The organism is Demetria terragena DSM 11295 (assembly GCF_000376825.1).
Taxonomy (GTDB): Bacteria; Actinomycetota; Actinomycetes; order Actinomycetales; family Dermatophilaceae; genus Demetria; species Demetria terragena.
This window is the reverse complement of sequence record NZ_AQXW01000004.1, coordinates 916245-936354: the sequence shown is the minus strand read 5'-3', so window position 1 is coordinate 936354 and position 20110 is coordinate 916245. Positions and strand designations below refer to the sequence as shown.

At 64.9% G+C, this 20110-nt stretch carries 23 protein-coding genes; 12 read left to right on the top strand and 11 right to left on the bottom strand.

What is annotated here, in order from left to right; translation table 11 throughout:
- Positions 1-47: 47 nt before the first annotated feature.
- From F562_RS0108590 to F562_RS0108575, 4 genes are all read left to right on the top strand, one after another.
- Complete coding sequence (locus F562_RS0108590) at positions 48-968, top strand: septum formation family protein (RefSeq protein WP_018156543.1); 921 nt, start codon at positions 48-50, stop codon at positions 966-968.
- A complete protein-coding gene (locus F562_RS0108585) occupies positions 965-1966 on the top strand; it encodes a uroporphyrinogen decarboxylase/cobalamine-independent methonine synthase family protein (RefSeq protein ID WP_018156542.1) in 1002 nt (333 codons plus the stop codon). The genes F562_RS0108590 and F562_RS0108585 overlap by 4 nt, the downstream gene beginning before the upstream one ends.
- A 39-nt stretch (positions 1967-2005) precedes the next feature.
- Positions 2006-4138: an NAD-dependent DNA ligase LigA gene (ligA, locus tag F562_RS0108580; RefSeq protein ID WP_018156541.1), complete on the top strand. Its 2133-nt coding sequence runs from the start codon at positions 2006-2008 to the stop codon at positions 4136-4138.
- A 129-nt stretch (positions 4139-4267) separates the two neighbouring features.
- Entirely contained in the window at positions 4268-4735 is a 468-nt protein-coding gene (locus tag F562_RS0108575; RefSeq protein ID WP_018156540.1) for a mycothiol transferase, read from the top strand.
- Between the two features lie 392 nt (positions 4736-5127).
- Here the strand turns inward: F562_RS0108575 and F562_RS0108565 are convergent, their stop codons facing one another.
- From F562_RS0108565 to F562_RS0108550, 4 genes are all read right to left on the bottom strand, one after another.
- A complete protein-coding gene (locus tag F562_RS0108565; protein ID WP_018156539.1) occupies positions 5128-5688 on the bottom strand; it encodes a PIN domain-containing protein in 561 nt (186 codons plus the stop codon).
- A gap of 3 nt (positions 5689-5691) precedes the next feature.
- The gene (locus F562_RS0108560; protein ID WP_018156538.1) at positions 5692-6186 is read right to left on the bottom strand and encodes a helix-turn-helix domain-containing protein; all 495 of its coding nucleotides are present in this window, start codon (positions 6184-6186) and stop codon (positions 5692-5694) included.
- A gap of 35 nt (positions 6187-6221) precedes the next feature.
- Complete coding sequence (locus F562_RS0108555; RefSeq protein WP_018156537.1) at positions 6222-6524, bottom strand: hypothetical protein; 303 nt, start codon at positions 6522-6524, stop codon at positions 6222-6224.
- Between the two features lie 84 nt (positions 6525-6608).
- Complete coding sequence (locus tag F562_RS0108550) at positions 6609-7691, bottom strand: beta propeller repeat protein (protein ID WP_051080161.1); 1083 nt, start codon at positions 7689-7691, stop codon at positions 6609-6611.
- Positions 7692-7828: 137 nt separating this feature from the next.
- Between F562_RS0108550 and F562_RS21275 the strand changes: the two genes are divergently transcribed.
- From F562_RS21275 to F562_RS0108530, 4 genes are read left to right on the top strand one after another with little or no spacing between them, the layout of a single operon-like run.
- A complete protein-coding gene (locus F562_RS21275; RefSeq protein ID WP_281164102.1) occupies positions 7829-9340 on the top strand; it encodes a fatty acid desaturase in 1512 nt (503 codons plus the stop codon).
- On the top strand, positions 9337-9528 hold the full coding sequence (locus tag F562_RS0108540; protein ID WP_018156534.1) for a ferredoxin: 192 nt from the start codon (positions 9337-9339) through the stop codon (positions 9526-9528). Before F562_RS21275 ends, F562_RS0108540 begins: the two co-directional genes overlap by 4 nt.
- Positions 9525-10730, top strand: coding sequence for an NAD(P)/FAD-dependent oxidoreductase (locus F562_RS0108535; protein ID WP_018156533.1), 1206 nt, complete (start codon positions 9525-9527; stop codon positions 10728-10730). Before F562_RS0108540 ends, F562_RS0108535 begins: the two co-directional genes overlap by 4 nt.
- 2 nt (positions 10731-10732) lie before the next feature.
- A complete protein-coding gene (locus F562_RS0108530; protein ID WP_211206442.1) occupies positions 10733-11326 on the top strand; it encodes a TetR/AcrR family transcriptional regulator in 594 nt (197 codons plus the stop codon).
- A gap of 6 nt (positions 11327-11332) precedes the next feature.
- Here the strand turns inward: F562_RS0108530 and F562_RS0108525 are convergent, their stop codons facing one another.
- From F562_RS0108525 to F562_RS0108500, 6 genes are read right to left on the bottom strand one after another with little or no spacing between them, the layout of a single operon-like run.
- Positions 11333-12025, bottom strand: a complete 693-nt coding sequence (locus F562_RS0108525; RefSeq protein WP_018156531.1) for a DUF6230 family protein — start codon at positions 12023-12025, stop codon at positions 11333-11335.
- Positions 12022-12681 carry a hypothetical protein gene (locus tag F562_RS0108520; RefSeq protein ID WP_018156530.1) on the bottom strand — a complete coding sequence of 220 codons (660 nt, stop codon included), beginning with the start codon at positions 12679-12681 and terminating at the stop codon, positions 12022-12024. The genes F562_RS0108525 and F562_RS0108520 overlap by 4 nt, the downstream gene beginning before the upstream one ends.
- Positions 12678-13073, bottom strand: coding sequence for a DUF6114 domain-containing protein (locus F562_RS0108515; protein WP_018156529.1), 396 nt, complete (start codon positions 13071-13073; stop codon positions 12678-12680). The genes F562_RS0108520 and F562_RS0108515 overlap by 4 nt, the downstream gene beginning before the upstream one ends.
- Positions 13070-13744: a DUF6230 family protein gene (locus F562_RS0108510; protein ID WP_156822589.1), complete on the bottom strand. Its 675-nt coding sequence runs from the start codon at positions 13742-13744 to the stop codon at positions 13070-13072. Before F562_RS0108510 ends, F562_RS0108515 begins: the two co-directional genes overlap by 4 nt.
- Positions 13734-14264, bottom strand: coding sequence for a DUF6114 domain-containing protein (locus tag F562_RS21040; protein ID WP_211206441.1), 531 nt, complete (start codon positions 14262-14264; stop codon positions 13734-13736). The genes F562_RS0108510 and F562_RS21040 overlap by 11 nt, the downstream gene beginning before the upstream one ends.
- A 15-nt stretch (positions 14265-14279) precedes the next feature.
- Positions 14280-14900 (bottom strand): DUF6230 family protein, encoded by a 621-nt coding sequence (locus F562_RS0108500; RefSeq protein ID WP_018156526.1) that lies wholly within the window; start codon positions 14898-14900, stop codon positions 14280-14282.
- Between the two features lie 123 nt (positions 14901-15023).
- Between F562_RS0108500 and lepB the strand changes: the two genes are divergently transcribed.
- On the top strand, positions 15024-15680 hold the full coding sequence (gene lepB / locus F562_RS18550) for a signal peptidase I (RefSeq protein WP_018156525.1): 657 nt from the start codon (positions 15024-15026) through the stop codon (positions 15678-15680).
- A 41-nt stretch (positions 15681-15721) separates the two neighbouring features.
- Here lepB and F562_RS0108490 read toward each other — a convergent pair whose 3' ends face one another.
- On the bottom strand, positions 15722-16474 hold the full coding sequence (locus tag F562_RS0108490; RefSeq protein ID WP_018156524.1) for a D-Ala-D-Ala carboxypeptidase family metallohydrolase: 753 nt from the start codon (positions 16472-16474) through the stop codon (positions 15722-15724).
- 224 nt (positions 16475-16698) lie between these two features.
- On the opposite strand from F562_RS0108490, the gene gatC reads away from it, so the two are divergent.
- The 3 genes from gatC to gatB are packed head-to-tail and all read left to right on the top strand — an operon-like array spanning position 16699 to position 20099.
- Positions 16699-16995 carry an Asp-tRNA(Asn)/Glu-tRNA(Gln) amidotransferase subunit GatC gene (gene gatC, locus F562_RS0108485; RefSeq protein ID WP_018156523.1) on the top strand — a complete coding sequence of 99 codons (297 nt, stop codon included), beginning with the start codon at positions 16699-16701 and terminating at the stop codon, positions 16993-16995.
- Positions 16996-17046: 51 nt separating this feature from the next.
- Positions 17047-18597, top strand: a complete 1551-nt coding sequence (gatA, locus tag F562_RS0108480; protein WP_018156522.1) for an Asp-tRNA(Asn)/Glu-tRNA(Gln) amidotransferase subunit GatA — start codon at positions 17047-17049, stop codon at positions 18595-18597.
- A complete protein-coding gene (gene gatB / locus F562_RS0108475; RefSeq protein ID WP_018156521.1) occupies positions 18594-20099 on the top strand; it encodes an Asp-tRNA(Asn)/Glu-tRNA(Gln) amidotransferase subunit GatB in 1506 nt (501 codons plus the stop codon). The genes gatA and gatB overlap by 4 nt, the downstream gene beginning before the upstream one ends.
- Positions 20100-20110 lie beyond the last annotated feature (11 nt).

Here is a 20110-nt window from a genome sequence, read left to right as displayed (position 1 = left end):
GTACCGGGCTATCCTGGGCGCCATCACAGGGCAATCCGGGAGGAACCATGAAGCGCGCATCACTCGTCGCGGCGACATCGGCAGGTTTGTTGACCGTGGCGCTGAGCGCCTGTGGCCAGGACAAGGGCCCCACGGTGACCCTTCCTTCGACGCCTGCAAGCGGCTCGCAGACACCCACAGAGACCTCGGCGCCAACCACTGAGAGCCCTTCGACCTCCTCGAGTTCGTCGTCGTCGACGACGACGGAGCCTGCCAAGCCGATCGCGGCGGGTGACTGTCTTGGACCCGCGCCCAGTTACACGCGGGTCAAGTGCAATGAGGCGCATACCTTCGAGGTTTTCTTCGTCAAGGACGACAAGACCTCGGCCGACAACCTGGTCAAGCGCGGCGCGTGGGTGAAAGCCACCTGCAACACCGAGGGCGCGAAGTTCCTCGGAAATACCGGCTTCTTCGTCTCGCGGGTCGACGTGGATCCGGCGCCCGCAACCGTGAACCCAGATTCTTCGTCACGTATCGCCTGCATGGCCAAGGAATTTCGCACGTCGCTGCGCGGCTTGGTCTCCAGCGCCACCTCACTGAAGGGCGCGCTCAAGGGCGACAAATACAACAAATACCAGTTGTGCTCTAAGGGAAAGGCCAGCGATACCGACCTCAAACTCGTGTCCTGCCTTGAGCCGCACGCAGGCGAGTCGGTCGGCGGGAAGATCAATGGCAAGCCGGGCGATCCGTTCCCCAAGGGTGGCGACAACAAGATTCACGCCGACGCGCGTAAGTACTGCCAGCCGCTGGCCAAGAAGTACCTCGGGGCCACTCGCAGCGACATCACCTTTGCGGAGAACTCTGGTGGCCCTGGCCCGTGGGCTAGGGGCGACATGGTGTCGGGCTGTTTTGTCGAGACCAAGGACGGCTCCACGGTGACCAAGTCGCTGAAAGGCATCGGCAAGAAGCCGTTGAAGTCCTACAAGTGACCGCTGCGAGCGGAATCGGATCCTGGCCGGGGTCGTCAGCGCGAGACGCTGTTCGTACGGTCGCCGATGTTTTGAGCGAGGGCTCCGGGGACGTCGACCAGGTGCCGTATCTCCCGGAGACGCCAGCGCGTGGGCCCGGCGCTGACCTGATTGGTCGCGCCGCAGGTCTTCTCGTGGACCTGCCGGTTGACCTCCAGCCCTCGGGATGGCGCCTCACGGATGCACCCGGCCGCGACCTGCGCCGCGCCTATGGGTTTCGGCGCGAAGACCTTGACGAAGCCGCGGAGGCGTTCGACGGCTGGCAGGGACCGCTCAAGGTCCAGGTCGCCGGTCCGTGGACTCTGGCGGCGTCAGTTGCCCTGCCACGGGGCGAGCGCGCACTGCACGATCCCGGCGCGGCCCGCGACCTGGCCGGCAGTCTTGCGGAGGGCCTGCGCCGACACCTGGCCGACGTAGCCCGCCTGGTGCCTGGTGCCCGACTCATCGCCCAGATCGACGAACCCTCCCTTCCTGCGGTGCTGGCGGGACACCTCCCGACGGTGTCTGGCTTTAGCCGGCTGCGCGCGGTTGAAGACCAGGTTGCGCAAGAGGCGCTCACGACCGTGCTTGCCGCCGTGCCGGAGGGGGTGGAAACGCTCGTGCACTGTTGCGCCCCAGACGCGCCCGTACCGCTGTTGCGAGCCGCTGGGGCAGGCGGTGTCTCGCTCGACCTGGCGCTCGCCACGCCCGCGACCTGGGAGCAGTTGGCGGAGTCCATCGAGGCCGGTACGCGTTTGTGGGCAGGCTTGGTTCCGACCGATAGCCCGGATCTGACGCCGGACACTGCGCTCGACCCCTTGCTGCGGGCCTGGGAGCGCTACGGACTGGAGCAGCACCATCTGGAAAACGTGGTGGTCACCCCGGCCTGTGGGTTGGCGGGACTCACTCCGCAGGACGCCGTCCGCGCGCAGCGCCTTGCGCACGCCGTGGCCCGGTTGCTCGCTGAGCGCAGCGCCTGACACCAGGCCTCCCGTGGGATGTCAGGGGTATGGGCGAAGATGGGCTCCGTGACCAACGCCGACACGCCTCCGGATGACGCTCGCCGCGAGTGGGCCGACGTGGCCGACGACCTGCGGGCACACCAGTTCGCTTACCACGTCAAGGATTCGCCGACGATCAGCGACGGCGAGTACGACCGACTTTTCCACCGACTGACCGAGTTGGAAGAGACCTACCCGACCCTGCGCGCACCGGACAGCCCGACCCAGCAGGTTGGCGGGGCGACCTTCAGCACCGATTTTGCGCCGGTCACTCATCGCGAGCGGATGCTCAGTCTGGACAACGTGTTCAGCCCGCAAGAGTTGGACGAGTGGTTCGACCGGATTCAGCGCGAGGCCGGTGGCGCGGAGGTGTCCTACCTGTGTGAGCTCAAGATCGATGGATTGGCGATCAACCTGCTCTACGAAAACGGCAACCTGGTCTCCGGAGTCACTCGGGGAGACGGCACAACGGGGGAGGACGTCACACAAAACGTCCGGACCATCGACGCCATCCCGCACCAGCTCATCGGCGACAACATTCCCGAGCTCGTGGAAGTGCGCGGCGAGGTCTTCATGTCGATGAGCGACTTCGAACAGCTCAACGCCGACTTGGTCGAGGCGGGCAAACCCCCGTTCGCCAACCCTCGCAATACCGCTGCCGGGTCGCTGCGGCAGAAGAACCCTCGGGTGACTGCTCGGCGCGCGTTGAAGATGCTGGTCCACGGCATCGGGGCGCGTGCTGGCTTCGACATCACCCGCCAGTCCGAGGCTTACGCGCTGCTGCAGGAATGGGGTCTGCCGACCTCGACCCACGCCACGGTGCTCACTGATCGCCAGGCGGTTCAGGATTACGTCCTCCACGCTGGCGACAACCGCCACGGCATGGAGCACGAGCTCGACGGGGTGGTCGTCAAGGTCGATGAGGTCGCGGTCCAGCGCCAACTCGGCTCGACTTCACGGGCGCCTCGATGGGCCATCGCCTACAAGTACCCGCCTGAGGAGGTCAACACCGTCCTGCTCGACATCGCGGTAGGGGTGGGGCGCACCGGGCGGGTGACGCCGTTCGCCGTCCTGGAGCCGGTCGTGGTCGCGGGTTCCACCGTGAGCCAGGCGACCTTGCACAACGCGTTCGAGGTGGTGCGCAAAGGCGTTCTCATCGGCGACACCGTCGTGTTGCGCAAGGCGGGCGATGTCATCCCGGAGGTGTTGGGCCCGGTGACCGACCTGCGCGATGGCAGCGAGCGCGAGTTTGTGATGCCGACCGAGTGCCCGGCCTGCGGGACGACCCTCGCCTACGAGAAGGAGGGCGACAAGGACATCCGGTGCCCCAACTCGCGGACCTGCCGGGCGCAGTTGCAGGAGCGCTTGTTCGGGCTGGCCGGGCGCGGAGCATTCGACATCGAGGCACTCGGATATGAGGGCGCGGTCGCGCTGCTGGAATCGGGAGTGCTTGCCGATGAATCGACCCTGTTCGACCTCACACGAGATGACTTGATGAAGGTCCCGCTCTACACCAGGGCGGCGAAGAAGACTGATGATCCCGAGCACGTGGTGGACGGAAAAACGCTTTCCGCCAGTGGAATTGGGCTTCTCGACAACCTTGAGGCGGCCAAGCAACAGCCGTTGTGGCGAGTCATCGTGGCCCTATCGATCCGTCACGTTGGCCCCACCGCAGCCCGTGCGCTGGCATCGGAGTTCGGTTCTATCCCCGCGCTGCGGGAGGCCGACACGGAACGCATCGCCGCCACCGACGGGGTTGGGCAGGTCATCGGAGAGTCGGTGGTGCGCTGGTTCGAGGTCGACTGGCATCAGACGCTTGTCGATCGCTGGGCTGCCGCCGGAGTACGGATGGCTGACGAACGCGACGAATCGATCGAGCGGACCTTGGAGGGCATGACGGTCGTCGTGACGGGCTCGCTGGAGAAGTTCTCTCGGGACTCATCCAAGGAGGCGATCATTTCCCGCGGTGGCAAGGCCGCCGGGTCGGTCAGCAAGAAGACCGCCTATGTCGTCGCCGGCGCAAACGCCGGATCCAAGGCCGAAAAGGCTGAGGCGCTCGGTGTCCCGATCCTGAACGAGGACCAGTTCGAGGAGTTGCTCGCCACTGGACGGGTCGAGGGACTGCCCGCAACGCCGGTCGAGCCCGTATAACGCCGGTCGAGTAGGGCGAACGAAGTCGGCCAATACAACGCCGGTCGAATAGGGCGAACGAAGTCGGCCAATACAACGCCGGTCGAGTAGGGCGAACGAAGTGAGCCCGTATCGAGACCAAGGAGATTCATGAGCACGGTCCAGCTTGATGACGTCGTGACCCACGTCGACCGGGCGCTGCGCGGGATGGCCGAGACGCTGATCGACCTGGGCGATGACCGAGCCAACGAGTCGCCCGACCTCAGTGGTGCCAATTCGCCGTTCCAGATCGTCACCCACTGCCTCGGCGTCATGGAGTTCTGGGGCGGTCAAGTGATCGCCGATCGGGAGGTCACCAGGGACCGCGCGGCCGAGTTCACCGCCCGCGGCAAGGTCGACCACCTGCTCGACCGGATCATCAGTGCGCGAGTGCAACTCGGCACAGACCTCGCTGACTTCGACGGTGCCGCGCCACCGCGTGGGCCCGTACCGGACCGCGATCGGGACGACATGCCCGAGTTCACGCGTACCCAGGGCGGTGTCCTCATGCACATCTATGAGGAGCTGTCCCAGCACCGGGGCCACCTCGAGGTGACCGCAGACCTCGTCCGCACCTGAGCCTGAGGGTGCCGGTCGGTAGTCCGCGGTGAGGTCTTCGACGATCTCGCGCGCGATGACGTCGGGCGAGGGGGATTGGCCTTGACGCCGTTGGCGTAGGAGATGCCGGTCGGTAGACGCAACATTGTGTGCAGCTTGAAGTCGGTGAGTAGCCGGTTCTGAGCCTTCCAGAAGATCGTGCCGACGACACCGTCCTCGCGGGAAAGCCCGGTGAGGATGCTGGCGTACTCGGACTCGAGCTGGTCACCGTGGGCGTCCACAAGCCGCTTCCAGGAGTACTTCTCCGGGACGATCCGCTCCGGGGCGAGCGTTCGATTCGCGCGATCATGCGCCATCTTCATCAACAGGAGGTAGGTCAGTTGTCTACCAGGCGGCGTGAGTCAGTCAGCACCTCATCGCTTGCCGTTGAACTCGTTTCGCCGGAGCTCCGCGGCGAACTTGGGCACATCGGATCGTTCGAGAATGTCAAGTAGTCGCGACAGGGTCAGTCGTGGCCTTCGCGCATCGCGGACCTGATCGCTGAGCGCGCTGAGCACGTGGGATGGGTGGAGGTCGAGCTGATCGAGCAGGAAGTCATCTGGATCAGCGAGCGTAATGCGGTGCGGCTCGATTGATGATGCCGGAAAGTCCCTGGTATTGAACGTCACGAGGACTTCGGCATTCCCGCGCACCGCAGCCGCGAGCACATGGCGATCTTTCGGGTCGCAGGTCATGGCCGGAACGAGATCTTCATAATCGGACACCGCGGCGTCCGGGAAGGCGCCACGCATTGCCGCCAGACGGTGGGTGGCGGCAGCTTGACCGGCCCGGTCGCACAGGTTCCGCTCAAGCTCAGCGAGGATGCCTTCGGACCAGAGAACGCGATACGCCCCACGCTCTGCGAGCCGCAGAAACGTGTCGTTGAGCGTGCCTCCAAACAGCGCACAGGTGTCGAAGAAGACAGGAAAGGCCACGGGTTAGCGGGTGCGTGGCGCGGGTCCGTCGGTGAGGTCGTAGAGGCCATCTTCCTGACCTTGCCGTTGCATCTCATCTAGTGCGCGACGGCGCTCGACCCGCTGCCGATCCTGGAAGTCGACCAGGTCGCTCAACCGGACGAAGCGATGCCGCCCTGGCTTTTCCATCGGGAGATCCCCACGCTCGAGAATCCGGACGAGGGTCGGTCGGGAAACGCCGAGATAGTCAGCCGCCTCCTGGGTAGTGAGCAACGCGTTGAGCGGCGCGATGCTGACCCCCATTCCGCCAGCCATCGCCTCGGCCACCAGTTTGAGCACATCGAACATGGCTGGCGGGAGCTCAAGACGAGTGCCGTCAGCTGCTACTAATGACGGGCGCGCATCTGCTGCCTTGCCACCGGCGGCCTCCAGAGCGCGCACGAAGTCGAGGATCTCAGCGTCGTTTTCATTGGCCGTCAGGTATGTGCGTGGTGCGGGTACTGCGGTTGCGCGACTCATGGCTACCTCCCAGGTGATGATGCCCTCACCGTACCTCAAACGAACAAAACGAACACCCCGTTGGTGAGGGGAGGTTGGCTGTGCCAAAGGTCTTCGAAGAAGTGCTCGTCGAGGCGACACAGGGTGACGGCCCGGTCGACCTGAGCGCCGACGCCGGAGGCCATCTGCAGCAGCGAGCGGTCGCGCTGCCGCTTGACCAGAGAGTTCTCTATTCCGGTGACAGCGTCGACCTGCGCGGCGCGAAGGCCTGTGGGGTCAAAACACAGGAAGTTGGCGGACCTGCGTGCGCCAGGACTCGGCAGACAGATCGTCGTTGGCGTCGCAGATGACGTGCGCAAGGGTGGCTTCGGCGGCGAGCCGGGCCTCGTCCCTCTGGCGTCGTCATGGTCCGCAGGGTATGTCGCTGCGGAGCGTCCGCGGTCTCAACGCCGCTTCAGCACCCCGACAGCGCCATTGGGCCCGGACGCCCAACACGCGCCGCGCTTGGTGCACTGAACTCCGTCGTAGGCCGTGGTGTCGAAGGTGCGCCAGGTCTGACCGCCGTCGCGGCTGACATCAGAGCCGGTTGGGCCCACCGCGAGAAGGGTGCGGCCGTTGCGCGGGTCGTACGCCACCCCGGAGCGGTAGCCGCCGACCGGCTTGCGGCTGAGCGTCCACGTCGAGCCGCCGTCGCGTGATGTCGCGGCAGCATCGGATCCGTCCTCGGCGGCGGTGTAGTCACCCCCGACGATCACGCCCTCGCGGGAGTTTTTGAAGGCCGCGCTGTAGATCCCGGCCGCCTCGCCGCCGCGGATCTGGGTGGTGTGTGCCGCCCAGGTGTTGCCGGCGTCTTTGGTGTGGAACACCCGCGGAGAGACGCCGCCAGACACCATCCAGAAGTTGTCCTTGGTGCGCCCGCTCTGCTGTGCAGCGCTCACGAGGCACGTGCCCGATGCGGCGAAGTTGAACTCGGGGTCGATCGCGGCAGGCATTCCCTTGGTCGGTAACACCTTCCACGACTTGCCCTTGTTGGTCGAGCGAAGAATGCGGAACTTGCCATCGACCGGGTCACTGACCGCCAGCCCAGTTCCGTTGCGATTGAACGCGATGCAGTTGAAGAAGGCGGACTCATCGGTGTTCCGGAAGGTCTCTCGCCAGGTCTTGCCGCCGTTGTCCGTGCGGAAGATCCGCGAGTCCTCGCCGGGACCGATGGAGAGCGCCACCGCGGTACGGCTATCCCACGCCTGGATGTCGCGCAAGGCGAGTTCGTCGGTTCGCGCCGTCTTGGGCGACACGTCCTTCCATGTGCGGCCGCCGTCACTCGTGCGCATCACTCCGCCCTTCTCGCCACTGATCCACGCAGTCCGGTCGCCGAGGGCTGACAAGCCACGGAACTGCTCGTCGGTCCCAGTGGAACGGTCGGCCCAGTCAAAACCGGAAGCCTGCGGGTTCGCCTGCGCGACGGTCGAGAGCCCGCTGAGAGCGAGGGCGACGATGGTGACGGACAGCACTTCGCGACGTGTCATAGACGCAACCTAGGCGTAGGCGTCGGCTTTCGGGGCGAACGACAGCGAAGTGATCTGGCGCACATTTACATATGCGTGACCCTTGTATAGGTCATATACAAACGCTAGTCTTCTGTAAATCGGGCGAGGAGGTCGTAGTGAAACCAGCCATGGGCCCGTCAGGGACCCTCATCGAGGGCTCGACTGAGCGGTGGAAAGACAAGAAGCGCTACCTCTGGCTTGTCGGTCTGGTGATTCCGTTCGCCGCAGTCGCCGTGATCCTTGGCTACCTGTGGACCGGTTGGCAGTGGCTGTTCTGGCTTGGCCCCATCTTGATTCTGGTTGTGGTGCCCCTCATCGACCTGATCGCGGGGCTCGACCGATCCAACCCGCCGGACGACGTGATCGAGGCGCTGGAGAACGACCGGTACTACCGCTGGATCACCTATGCGTACCTGCCGCTGCAGTACGTCGGCCTCATCGGCGCAATGGCCATCGTGGCTGGCCATAATCCAGTGCTGTGGGTCGCCGACCTGCTCCACCTCACGGCCTGGCTTGAGGGAACGTCCTGGGGTGCGCCGCTTGTCGTTGAGAACATGACACTCAGCCTCGTCGACAAGATCGGCCTGGCCGTCTCCATCGGCTGCGTCGGGGGCATCGGCATCAACACCGCGCACGAGTTGGGTCACAAGAAAGAAGCTAACGAGCGCTGGCTGTCCAAGATCGCCCTGGCGCAGAGTTTCTATGGACACTTCTACATCGAACACAACCGAGGCCACCACGTGCGGGTCGCGACTCCACCGGACCCCGCGAGCTCGCGGGTGGGAGAGAACTTCTACCAGTTCTGGCCGCGTACCGTTTTCGGCTCGCTTCAGAGCGCCTGGGACATCGAGAAGAAGCGTTACGCACGCAAGGGGACGCACCCGTTCCACCTTGGCAACGACGTACTCAACGCGTGGCTCATGTCGACCGTCCTCTTCGGCGTGCTGATCGCCCTCTTTGGCTGGCAGATCACGCCCTTCTTGCTGATCCAGGCCGTCGTCGGTTTGTCGCTCTTGGAAGTCGTGAACTACATGGAGCATTACGGGATGAGGCGCCAACTGGTGGGCAAGCAAGGGCGCCAGCGCTATGAGCGGGTCAACCCCAGTCACTCTTGGAATTCCAACAACATTGCCACCAACGTTCTGCTGTATCACCTGCAGCGGCACAGCGATCACCACGCGAACCCCACGCGCCGCTACCAGGCCTTGCGCGACTACAAAGAATCGCCCGTCCTGCCCACCGGCTACGCAGGAATGATCGTTTTGACGATCGTCCCGGCGCTCTGGCGGAGGATCATGGATCCACGCGTGCTCGACCACTTCGACGGTGACATGAGCCGGGCCAACATCAGCCCGCGAAAGCGAGACAAGGTGCTGGCGAAGTACCCGGTTCCCCAGGTCGAACATGGCACGTCGGCCGATCTGACTGCGCAGGAGTTCAGCGACGAGGTGCTCGCGGCACGCTGCCCTGGATGTTCCTACCTCTATGAGGTTGCCATCGGCGACGAGCACGAGGGCTTCGCTGCGGGCACGCCATGGAAAGACGTACCAAGCTCTTGGTGCTGCCCAGACTGTGGCGTACGCGAGAAGGTTGATTTTATCCCTGTGGAGACGGCGGGTGCCCCATGAAGATCGTTCCGGATCGCGACAAGTGCGAGGGCCTCGGGATGTGCGAGGCGATGGCTGACCACTTCTTCGAGGTCGGCGACGACGGCTATGTGCAGGTGCTCAACGAGACCCCTGATGAGAGCGAGCGCACCGAGGTTCTCGCCGCTGTCGACGCGTGCCCAGTCCTGGCACTGTCGCTGCAGGAGTGAGCGACGACCGGCTCGTCATCGTCGGCGCCTCGCTCGCGGGTTTGCGCGCCGTCGAGGCGGCACGGCGGGGCGGGTTCGCAGGCCCGATGACCTTGGTGGGCGCTGAACCATATCTGCCGTACGACCGTCCTGCGCTGTCGAAGAAGTTCCTGCACGCCGGCGGTGACGAGGACCACCCTCCGTATCGGACCCGTGCTGAACTGGAGCAGGATCTCGCGACCGAGGTCCTGCTCGGCCAGCCTGCCCGCGGACTCCAACCCGATCCGCGATCGGTGCTGGTCGGTGAGCGGGAAGTGCCCTATGACCGGCTCATCATCGCCACGGGCGCCCAGGCCCGCGAGCTTCCCGGGCTGTCAGCGCAGGTCCCTGGCGTCTTCTACTTGCGTACGGTCGACGACTCGCGTGCACTGCGGACAGCATTGGAGGCTGGCCCGAAAGTAGTGGTGATCGGCGCCGGTTTCATCGGTTCAGAGATCGCTTCGGCTGCGCGGGCGCGGGGCCTCGATGTGACGGTGGTCGAGGGCGCGAACCTCCCTCTCGTGCGGTCGGTCGGCCCCGACGTGGGTACCGTGTGTGCCGATATTCATCGCGCCCATGGCACCCAGATGCGACTTGGGGTCCCGACGGTCGGGGTTGAGCAACAAGACGGTCGAGTCAGCGCGGTAGTCCTGGCCGACGGATCGCGGCTGCCCGCAGATGTCGTTGTGGTCGGTGTGGGCGTTCGGCCCGCCACGGACTGGCTCGAAGGCAGCAGCGTGCGGCTTCACTCGCGGGACGGTGGGGTGATCTGCGACGAGAGCCTGTGGACTGGCGTCCCTGGCGTGTATGCCGCCGGTGACGTCGCACATGTGCCGAATCCGTTAGCGGATGGTGTCGCTCTTCGGTTAGAGCACTGGACCGCGGCGGCGGAGATGGGTGCCTTAGCAGCCCGCAATGCGCTGAATCCCATTGCACCACAACCATGTTCGTTGATTCCGTACTTCTGGTCAGACTGGTATGAGCACCGGCTCCAGTTCGTGGGAACCACGCTGGCCGACGACGTAGTTGTGACCAATCCAGATACAGTCGGGTTCACCGCGCTCTATCGTCGTGGGGATCGACTGGTCGGAGCGTTCACCGTAGACAGGAGCCGCGACATCATGAAGTTGCGTCGACACATCACCCGACAGACGGCCTGGGCCGACGTCCTCAAGGTCGCGTAGTGGTGGCGTACGCGCTTGACCCCGCAGCGAAACCGCTGGCATCCATGTCGGAGCGGGTTATTGATGCTGCGACTCGCATCACCGCCGCCGAGGGATGGTCGGCGGTCACGATGAGTCGGTTGGCCCAGGACGTCGGGGTCAGCAGACAGACCGTGTATAACGTCGTGGGGTCGAAAGAGGAACTGGCCAAGGCCGTGGTCCTCACCGAACTCGGCCGATTCCTCTCTGTCGTGGAGAACTCCTTCGAAGAGCACACCGACTCCCTCGTCGATGCCGTCCGGGCTGCGACAGTGGGCGTCCTGGAACTCGCGGTGGATAGTCGAATCCTGCGATCGGTGGTGGCCGCCACCCACGGCTCCGACACCGACCTGTTGCCGCTCCTGACGACCCATGCTGGCCCGCTGCTGGCGCAGACCAGGGCGGTGGTCGCGCACGGCCTACGGCACTATCAGACGCCGCTGACGGGTGGGCAGATCGGTATCGCGATCGACACCGTCGTCCGCCTCGTGCTCAGTCACGCGATGCAGCCCTCGGGGAGCCCAGAAGACGTTGCCGATGAGCTGGCGTGGATCACCGGCCGCATCGTCGGGTATTAGTCGCCGCTAGTGCGGGATGGGGTCGCTCGAACAGGGTTTGTCCCCTGGCTCGACTGACAGGGTGAAGCCGGGGATCTTTGCCAGGCTTTCCAAGCGCAGGCCATGCGTCGTTCCGCGGACATCGGAGAAGGAACCCACGTCGGCATCAATGCCGAACCAACCCGTCCCGGAGGGGGCATCTAGGGGATTCGGGTCGGGTTTGCCGCTGGATTCCGTGGTGGTCAGAGATTCGGCACTGACGCCCAGTTCCACCAGGCCATCGAGATTGATCCCCGGGTCTCCATCGCCGCGAATCTCGGTCATGTCGAGGGTGGCGTTGCTGCCGGTGGTCTCGTACGTCCCCGCCTTCCCGTCGCCAGCGGTGACCCGCACGGTGTAGGTCAGCCCGGCGATGTCTTGTTGCTGCGATATGCACAGCCCGTCGATCCGCATCGATGCCAGGCTGACCCGAATGACGTCCGAGGTGGTGACATCGCCGCCGACGCTGCGCTTGGTCTGCACGACCCCAATCCCGGCTTTGTCTCCGATGAGTCCGCCGGTGGCGATGGACGACGGTTTGTCCTGAAAGACCACCGCGCTGGCCATGACGTCCTGTGCGGTGAAAGTTGCCGCACCGACAGTGAGGCCAACTGCGGGTACGAGTACGCACAACGCGCGCTTCCATCGGGTGCCATAGCGAGGCCGAACTGGCGCGGTCATGACAGTCCTAGATCTGTGCGCGGGAGGCGGACGGGGAAGTTGCCCTTGGAACTGGCCTTGGCGCTGTAGGTCACGAGGTACTTGATGTCGAGCTCCAGGGCGGTCCCGAGCAGGCTTGCCCCTTGGACCAATTCCAGCAGGGGACTGTCGGCGGGGATCTGGTCCAGGCCGGTGAGCGAGAACTTTCCGTCGGTGATCCAGAAGTCGGTATACATCGCCTCGCCCGCGTCATTTTCGCCGCCGATCTGGGCGAAATTTTGCGGTTCGATCGTGAGGTTCTTGCCGGCGGCATCGGTGGTCCGCAGGTCGCCGCCACGCACGATCTGGAATCTCTTGAAGGAGAAGTGCAGCAACGTCTCGGTCTTGCCGCCGATGGTGACCTCTTCTTTGCCGACGCGGCGGATCTCTTGAACGGTCCAGCGGCCCTTGATCGTAAGGCGCAGAGTCGTCCCAGAGATGCAGGGATTCACCGATCGCGAGCCGTGATAGGCCGTGAGACTGGCCCGATGCGAGTCGCCTGGACCGCACTGCGCGCCGATGGCGGAGTCGGCCGGCGCCGCACGAGGTAGAACAAAAGCCGCGGCAAGGGCAAAGATGATGAGACTCGCAAGGACGATGATTCGCTGACGGTGGTGGGCAAAACGCTTCTGGGTCAAGGCGATTCACCGCCCAAGCCCGCTTCGGCGGGTTTCTTCTCGCCCCACGCCCACACCATGGATCCACCGACGATGCCGAGCACGGTGCCAATCAGGAGACCGCCCAAGTTTGCAGACACGAAGGCGACGAGCGCGACAAGCACGCCGAGGAGTCCAAGGAGGGGTGCATAGTCAGGGGAGAGCCAACTGACCAGGCCAAACAGGACGAGGCCGCCGCCGAGGACGTACCCGGCACTGCTATTCCACTCGGTCGCCATCGACAGGCTGACCGGCGTTCCAGCAAAGTGAATGATGGCTGCGCCCGCCAGGATGAGTAGGAGGCCACCCCAGAACGGGCGCGTTTGCCGGAAGTCTCGAACTCGTCCGCGCGTGGACGGAAGGGTGATCGTCATGAGCAGGCTCCTGGAGTCCCGTTGTCTGTGACGCCAGCGTCACCGAAAACCGTCTTCGCCCTGAGCCCCGGAAGCGAGAGCGCGCCATCGACGCGCAGGCCCGCTGCCTGGATCTGCTTGGACGTCAGGGTCAGGGTCGATGCCTGGATGCCGCCAGTGCCCGGCGTGCCCTTCCACGGTTGATCGCCGGCCTGCAATGTCTCGGCCGCCCGGCCAAGGTCGAGCTGGCTGAAGCCGGAGCCATCGCCGGTAATGCTGGTTGCTGTCACCTGTAGCCCGTCCAGGTCCACTGGTGCAGCGGAGGTGGGTCTGCCATCGACGGGCTCCCCGGCGGTCAGGACGACCGAAACCTTGCCTAGCCCCGCGAGGTCCTGGGAAGCGATGATGCACAGTCCCTTGAGTTGGGCTGACCCCAACGCGAGATGCATGGCGCCGGTGGTGCTCCCGTCGCTCGCTTCCTGCGACCCGGCATAGCCTGCGATCGAAGACCCGTTCAACTGGTCGGAGTAGATGCGGTACTGGGATGTCGCGGTCGGAAAACTGACGGCAAGAACTTCCTGGCGGGCCATACCGACGAGGCTGGCCAGGGCAGCGAACCCCGCGACGAGTGGCACCGCAACGCGGCGGCGGGTGCCGAATTGCGCACCACCAGGAGTCCTTTCAGGTGTCATTCTTTGCCTCGGCGGCAGCGACCTGATCGGGGGTGAACGGTGTCCAGGCAAAGGTCATCGCGCCACCGACGATGCCCAGAACCATCCCGATCACCCATCCGCCGAGGTTGGCGAGCGGAAGGGACGCGACCGCGAGCAGGACGGCCATGAGCGCGGGAAAATGCCGTTGTTCGGGTCGGAACATCGCCACCCCCGCTGCCAGCACCATGCCGCCGCCGAGGACATAAGCTACGACACCGCCGGAGCCGAGTTGGACCACGGCTGACATGGAACTCAGCACCGGACGGACCACGAACCATCCGCCGAGTGCGAGGAGCACCGGACCCCAGAAGGGGCGGCATCGGCGCCACTGCCGGAAGCGCAGTCGGGCGCGTTGCAGTCGGCCCTGCCAGGTAGGCGCCGCGTGCCGGGCTGCTGGCTCGGCCACTTGGTCAGATTCCAGGGTGGGATCGTCGTGCTCGGAGTCCATCCACTGGTCGAGCCGAGCGGTCCCGTTCGGTGGGGTCTTCTGCTCGTCCATCGTCATCAGCCGGGGTTAGTTCGTGCACTTCGGTGCGCCGAACTGTGGGTTGATGCTCAGCGACTCGAGGTTGATACCGCTGTTGAGGCGGATGCCGTACGCCTTCGCATCGAGCTTGTTCAAACTGATGCCCTGTTTGGTGTTGTCGGTTCGCAGACCGAATCCACCCTGGGTTCCACCGACCGCCTTGTCGCCTGCGGATGTGCCGATGTTGGTCGGGGGGAGCTTGGCGCGGGAGGAGCCGAGGGAGTCGGCGTTGAGGTCGATGTTGCCGACTTTGACGGGCGAATTGGAGGCGATTTTGAGGCCGATGGTCCCCAGGATGGGGAACTTCTGCTTGGCGCCGATGCACAGGTCGGACAAATTGCCGCCCTTGACCCGCGCCAGCGCAGCCTTCTTGGTGGTGCTGGAGTCGTCGCCGACGGATGCGGAGGCGGTGGTCGAGGCCAGCGACAATCCCAATTGGTCGGCCTTCAAATTGTCCGTGGTCAACGAGAAGGGTTCTGCCGACGACAAGGACGCCGCGACCGAGCCCTGGATGATCGCCACCCCGAAGCCGAGACTGACCACCGTCGCCGGGGCAGCAACGACGAGGAAGCGTCCGAGGCGAACGCGCCCCATACCGTTTTCGATCACAAGCTTCTCCTTTGTCCTTGCCACCCCGTGCGTGGCCCGCAGATGTACACATTGGCGTGTTTTGTTAACCAATCCCTGGGTCGAAAGCGTGACATAGTTCACGTTAATGTCAAGAGGTCGACGGTGAGCACCGGTGAAGTGGGCTCCGGGCGTGGGGCCTTCTCGTCAGCGCGCGCCTGGCTACGAGCCAAGCCGAGGCATGTCCGGTGGGCGATACTCGCCGGCCCGCCGGTCGCGCTGATAGCCCTGGCCGTCCTGGTGCTGATGACGTTCTCGGTCACGGTCGTCGGGTCCAGCATGGAACCCACGCTGCGAGTGGGAGACCGGTTGTTCCTCAATGCCTTGACGAGTGGGTCGGAGGTGAGTCGCTTCGACATCGTTCAGGCCCGCCTCGGCCCAGACCGGCAACAGTCGGTCAAGCGGGTGATTGGGCTGCCCGGCGATCGCGTACGCATTCGCCACGAGAACGGCCGAACGACCGTCGAGGTCGCGCCCGCCGGCGCAAAGGAGTGGTTCCGCGTGACAAACCCAGCCTGGGAAGCGGCGCGCCAGGATCGCCTGTGCTGTGACGCGCGCGGGCGCGGTGCCTCCGAAGTCGCTTCGACGAGGGTCCCCGAGGGTTCGGTCTGGCTCCTCGGGGACAACCTCGACGCCTCGGACGACTCCCGAACCTTCGGTTTCGTCCCGGTTGAGGAGATCGGCGCCACGCTCAACCTGCGCGTGTTGCCGTTGTCGAGACTCGGTCCGGTGCCGAAAGACGGGATCGCGCTGCGGCCCTAACCGTCGCCATTGGAAGGTCACGACAGGGAGGGCCGAGCCAGTCAGTCCTTCCAGTAATAGGCCGAACTGCCGTAGCTGTGCTCGGCACGGTTGTCGACGTGGGTGAACGTGGCATACCGGATGATCCCGGAGTACCCGGAGGTCTTGGCGTAGGAGATCGTGTTGCTGACCGACTTGCCGCTGATCACGATGTCGGCCGCGATGCCATACATGTGTTGACTGTTGGACGCGCCGCCGACGCTCGTGTTGTGCTTGATGCTGCGGAAGCCGCTGTTGATGCTGATCGCTTTGTTGCCGGACTTCTTACGCATGGCTTCCAGCTTGTACATCATGCGGCGCACGTTTTCCTTGACGGTGGCCTCCGAGACCTTGCCGCCGGAGAACTTCGAGCCGTCCTTGGAGTGGAACTCCGAGAAGTTGAAGTTCTTGGTGCCATCGGAGTCTTCGAGTGCGTTGAGCGCTTTCTGCGTGCTCGCGTCGACGGTGCCATTGGCGCTCAACCCGTATGCCTTCTGGAAGCGGGTGACCGCGGCCTTGGTCCCGGCGCCAAAATCGCCGTCGACGCCGACGTGGGTCTTGCTTGCACTGTCAGCCGCCCAACCCGCGACCCGGATCTGCAGTTCCTTGACGTCGGCGCCAGTGCTGCCTTCCTTAAGCGTGCGTTTCCAGTCGTACGCCTGCGCCTCGCCGGGCGTGGCCATCAGGATCCCGGTGGAGGTCAGGAGCGCCGCAACGGTCGTTGCCAGCGGCTTCGTGAGCGAACGGGCGGGTGTTGCCAGGTGTGACGGGTTCATGTCGTACCTCTCCTCGAACTAGCGGTGTGCCGGGAGCTCTTCACGACCTGGTAGGAGGCCGTGCGACCTACCCGATGGTTGAACCCTAGGTTGACGGATCGGGGTGCGGGGGAACCGCAGCGGATAATTTTCACCTGGTGGGGTTCCGTGATGTTAAAGACGAACATCACCCGTAATCCAACGTCCTGGGCGGTGCTCGGAAGGCCCGCATTAGACTGCCGCTCATGTCCGCTCTCACCCGCGACGACGTCGCGCATGTCGCCATGCTCGCCCGTATCCAGCTCGACGATTCCGAGCTGGATCACCTTGCCGGACAACTCGACCAGATCGTGGAATTCGTGGCCAGCGTGAGTGAGGTTGCCGCCGACGATGTGCCGCCCATGTCGCATCCGCTGCCGCTAACCAATGTGACGCGGCCGGATGTGGTCCGTCCCTGCCTCACGGCGGAGCAGGCATTGTCCGGTGCTCCTGATCAAGAAGAGCAGCGATTCCAGGTGCCGCGGATCCTCGATGAGGAGTAGGTGGGCCGCGACCCGGGCATGCTCGACCAGCAATAGATACAGGACTTTGACGTGACTGACGACCTCACCAGGCTCTCCGCAGCCGACCTCGCCGATCGCCTCTCCGCCGGAGAGACCACCTCGGTCGAGATCACCCAAGCGCACCTCGACCGCATCGCGGCGGTCGATGGCGACGTGCACGCCTTCCTCCATATCGACTCCGAGGGCGCGCTCGCCGCGGCCAAGGCCGCTGACGAACGGCGTTCGTCTGGCCAGGACGTCGCTGCGCTGACCGGCGTCCCGGTAGCGGTCAAGGACGTCGTCGCCACGCAGGGCCTGCCCACCACAGCGGGTTCGAAGATGCTCGAAGGCTGGATCCCGCCGTACGACGCGACCTTGGTGACCCGTCTCAAGGCCGCAGGGATGCCCATCCTGGGCAAGACCAACATGGACGAGTTCGCGATGGGCTCCTCCACAGAGCACTCCGCCTACGGCCCCACCCACAATCCGTGGGACCTCGACCGCATCCCCGGAGGTTCGGGTGGCGGTTCCGCGGCGGCGGTGGCGGCCTATGAAGCGCCCCTGGCTATCGGTACCGACACCGGCGGGTCAATCCGTCAGCCGGCCGCAGTCACCGGAAGTGTGGGCGTCAAGCCAACGTACGGCGGCGTGTCGCGGTATGGCCTCATCGCCCTCGCGTCTTCGCTGGATCAGGCCGGGCCGTGCACGCGTACGGTGCTCGACGCGGCACTTCTGCACGAGGTGATCGGCGGGCACGACCCGATGGACTCCACCTCCATTGACCAGCCGGTTCCTTCGGTCGTCGAGGCTGCGCGCAGGGGTGGTCTCGACAAGCTCGACCGGCCGGGTGAGTCGGGGCCGATGCGAATCGGCATCGTCAAGGAGTTGACCGGGGAGGGGTACCAGCCAGCCGTGCGGCAGCGCTTCGAAGAGGCGCTCGAGTTGTTGACCGCCCGCGGCGCAGAAGTTGTCGAGGTGTCGTGCCCGACGTTTGAGCAGGCCCTCGCGGCGTACTACCTCATTCTCCCGAGCGAGGCATCCTCCAACCTCGCGAAGTTCGACGCCATGAGATACGGGCTGCGAGTCGGCCCAGAGGGTGTCGAGCGCCCGAGCGCTGAGCAGGTCATGGCGGCCTCCCGCGACGCGGGCTTCGGCGACGAGGTGAAGCGCCGGATCATCCTGGGGACGTACGCCCTCTCTGCTGGCTATTACGACGCCTACTACGGCCAGGCGCAGAAGGTACGCACCCTGGTTGCCCGCGACTTCGCCAAGGCCTTTGAGCAGGCCGACGTGTTGGTCAGTCCGACGGCCCCGACGACCGCATTCAAACTTGGCGAAAAGCTGGACGACCCGATGGCGATGTATCTCAACGACACTGCGACCATCCCTGCGAATCTCGCTGGTGTTCCTGGACTTTCGTTGCCGTCGGGTCTGGCGGACGACGGTCTCCCGGTGGGCTTCCAGGTGCTCGCGCCGGCCACCAAAGACGAGCGCATGTATACCGTCGGCGCAGCCCTCGAGGCGGCATTGCGAGACCAATGGGGTGGGCCGTTGACCCCGCCGGAGCTGGGCGCCTCGCGCCAGGAAGGGGCATCGGCATGAGCACCACGGACAAGGTTCTCGCCTACGACGCGGCGCTTAAGGACTTCGACCCGGTGATGGGCTTCGAGGTTCACGTCGAGCTCGGCACCGCGACCAAGATGTTTTGTGGGTGTCCGACTGAGTTCGGCGCCGATCCCAATACCCAGGTATGCCCGGTCTGTCTGGGACTGCCCGGCGCCCTCCCGGTGGTGAACGCGACGGCGGTCGAGTCGGCGATTCGGATTGGGCTGGCGCTCAACTGCGAGATTGCATCATGGTGCCGATTCGCGCGGAAGAACTACTTCTACCCGGACATGCCGAAGAACTTCCAGACCAGCCAGTACGACGAGCCGATCGCTTTCGAGGGATATCTGGATGTCGAGCTGGACGACGGCGAGATGTTCCGCGTCGAGATCGAACGAGCCCACATGGAGGAGGACACCGGAAAGTCGCTGCACGTCGGCGGCAGCACCGGGCGCATCCAGGGGGCGGCATTCTCACTGGTCGACTACAACCGCGCGGGTATCCCGCTCATCGAGATCGTCACCAAGCCGATCCGCGGAGCCGGTGAGCGCGGGCCCGAGGTGGCGCGTGCGTACGTTACCGCCCTCCGAGACCTGCTGAAGGCGCTCGAGGTCAGCGACGTCAAGATGGAGCAAGGGTCGTTGCGCTGCGACGCCAACGTCTCGCTGATGCCGAAGGGCTCCGATGCGCTCGGCACTCGCACCGAGACCAAGAACGTCAACTCCCTTCGGTCGGTTGAGCGGGCGGTGCGCTACGAGATCTGCCGCCACGCGGCGGTCCTGACTGACGGTGGCTCGATCACCCAGGAGACCCGCCATTGGCATGAGGACACTGGGGTCACCACCTCGGGGCGGCCGAAATCTGACGCTGACGACTACCGCTACTTCCCAGAGCCGGACCTGGTGCCGGTTGCGCCGACGTCGGAGTCTGTCGAACAGCTTCGGGCGACCCTTCCCGAGCCGCCCGCCGAGCGTCGTAAGCGGCTCCAATCGGCTTGGGGCTATAGCGATCTCGAGATGCGCGACGTGATGAACGCCGGTGCCGTGGAGATCATCGAGCAGACGGTCGCTGCCGGCGCGAGCCCGGCTGCAGCTCGTAAGTGGTGGACCGGTGAGTTGGCCCGACGAGCGAACAACGAAGGCAAATCGGTCGAAGACTTCAACGTGACTCCGGCCTACGTCGCTGAGCTTGACGCGATGGTTGGTGCCGGCCGGTTGAACGACTCAATGGCCCGCCAGGTGCTCGAAGGCGTGATCGAGGGCGAAGGCAGTCCGACTGAAGTGGCTGATGCACGCGGACTGGAACTCGTCCAGGACGATGGTGCTCTCGAGGCCGCCGTTGACCAGGTCATTGCCGACCACGACGACATCGCGCAGAAGGTCCGAGACGGCAAAGTGCAGGCTGCCGGGGCGCTCATTGGCCACGTGATGAAGGCGATGAAGGGTGGGGCCGATGCCGCCAAGGTTCGCGAGCTGATCATGGCCCGGCTGAGTTCCTGAGTCATCCGGCA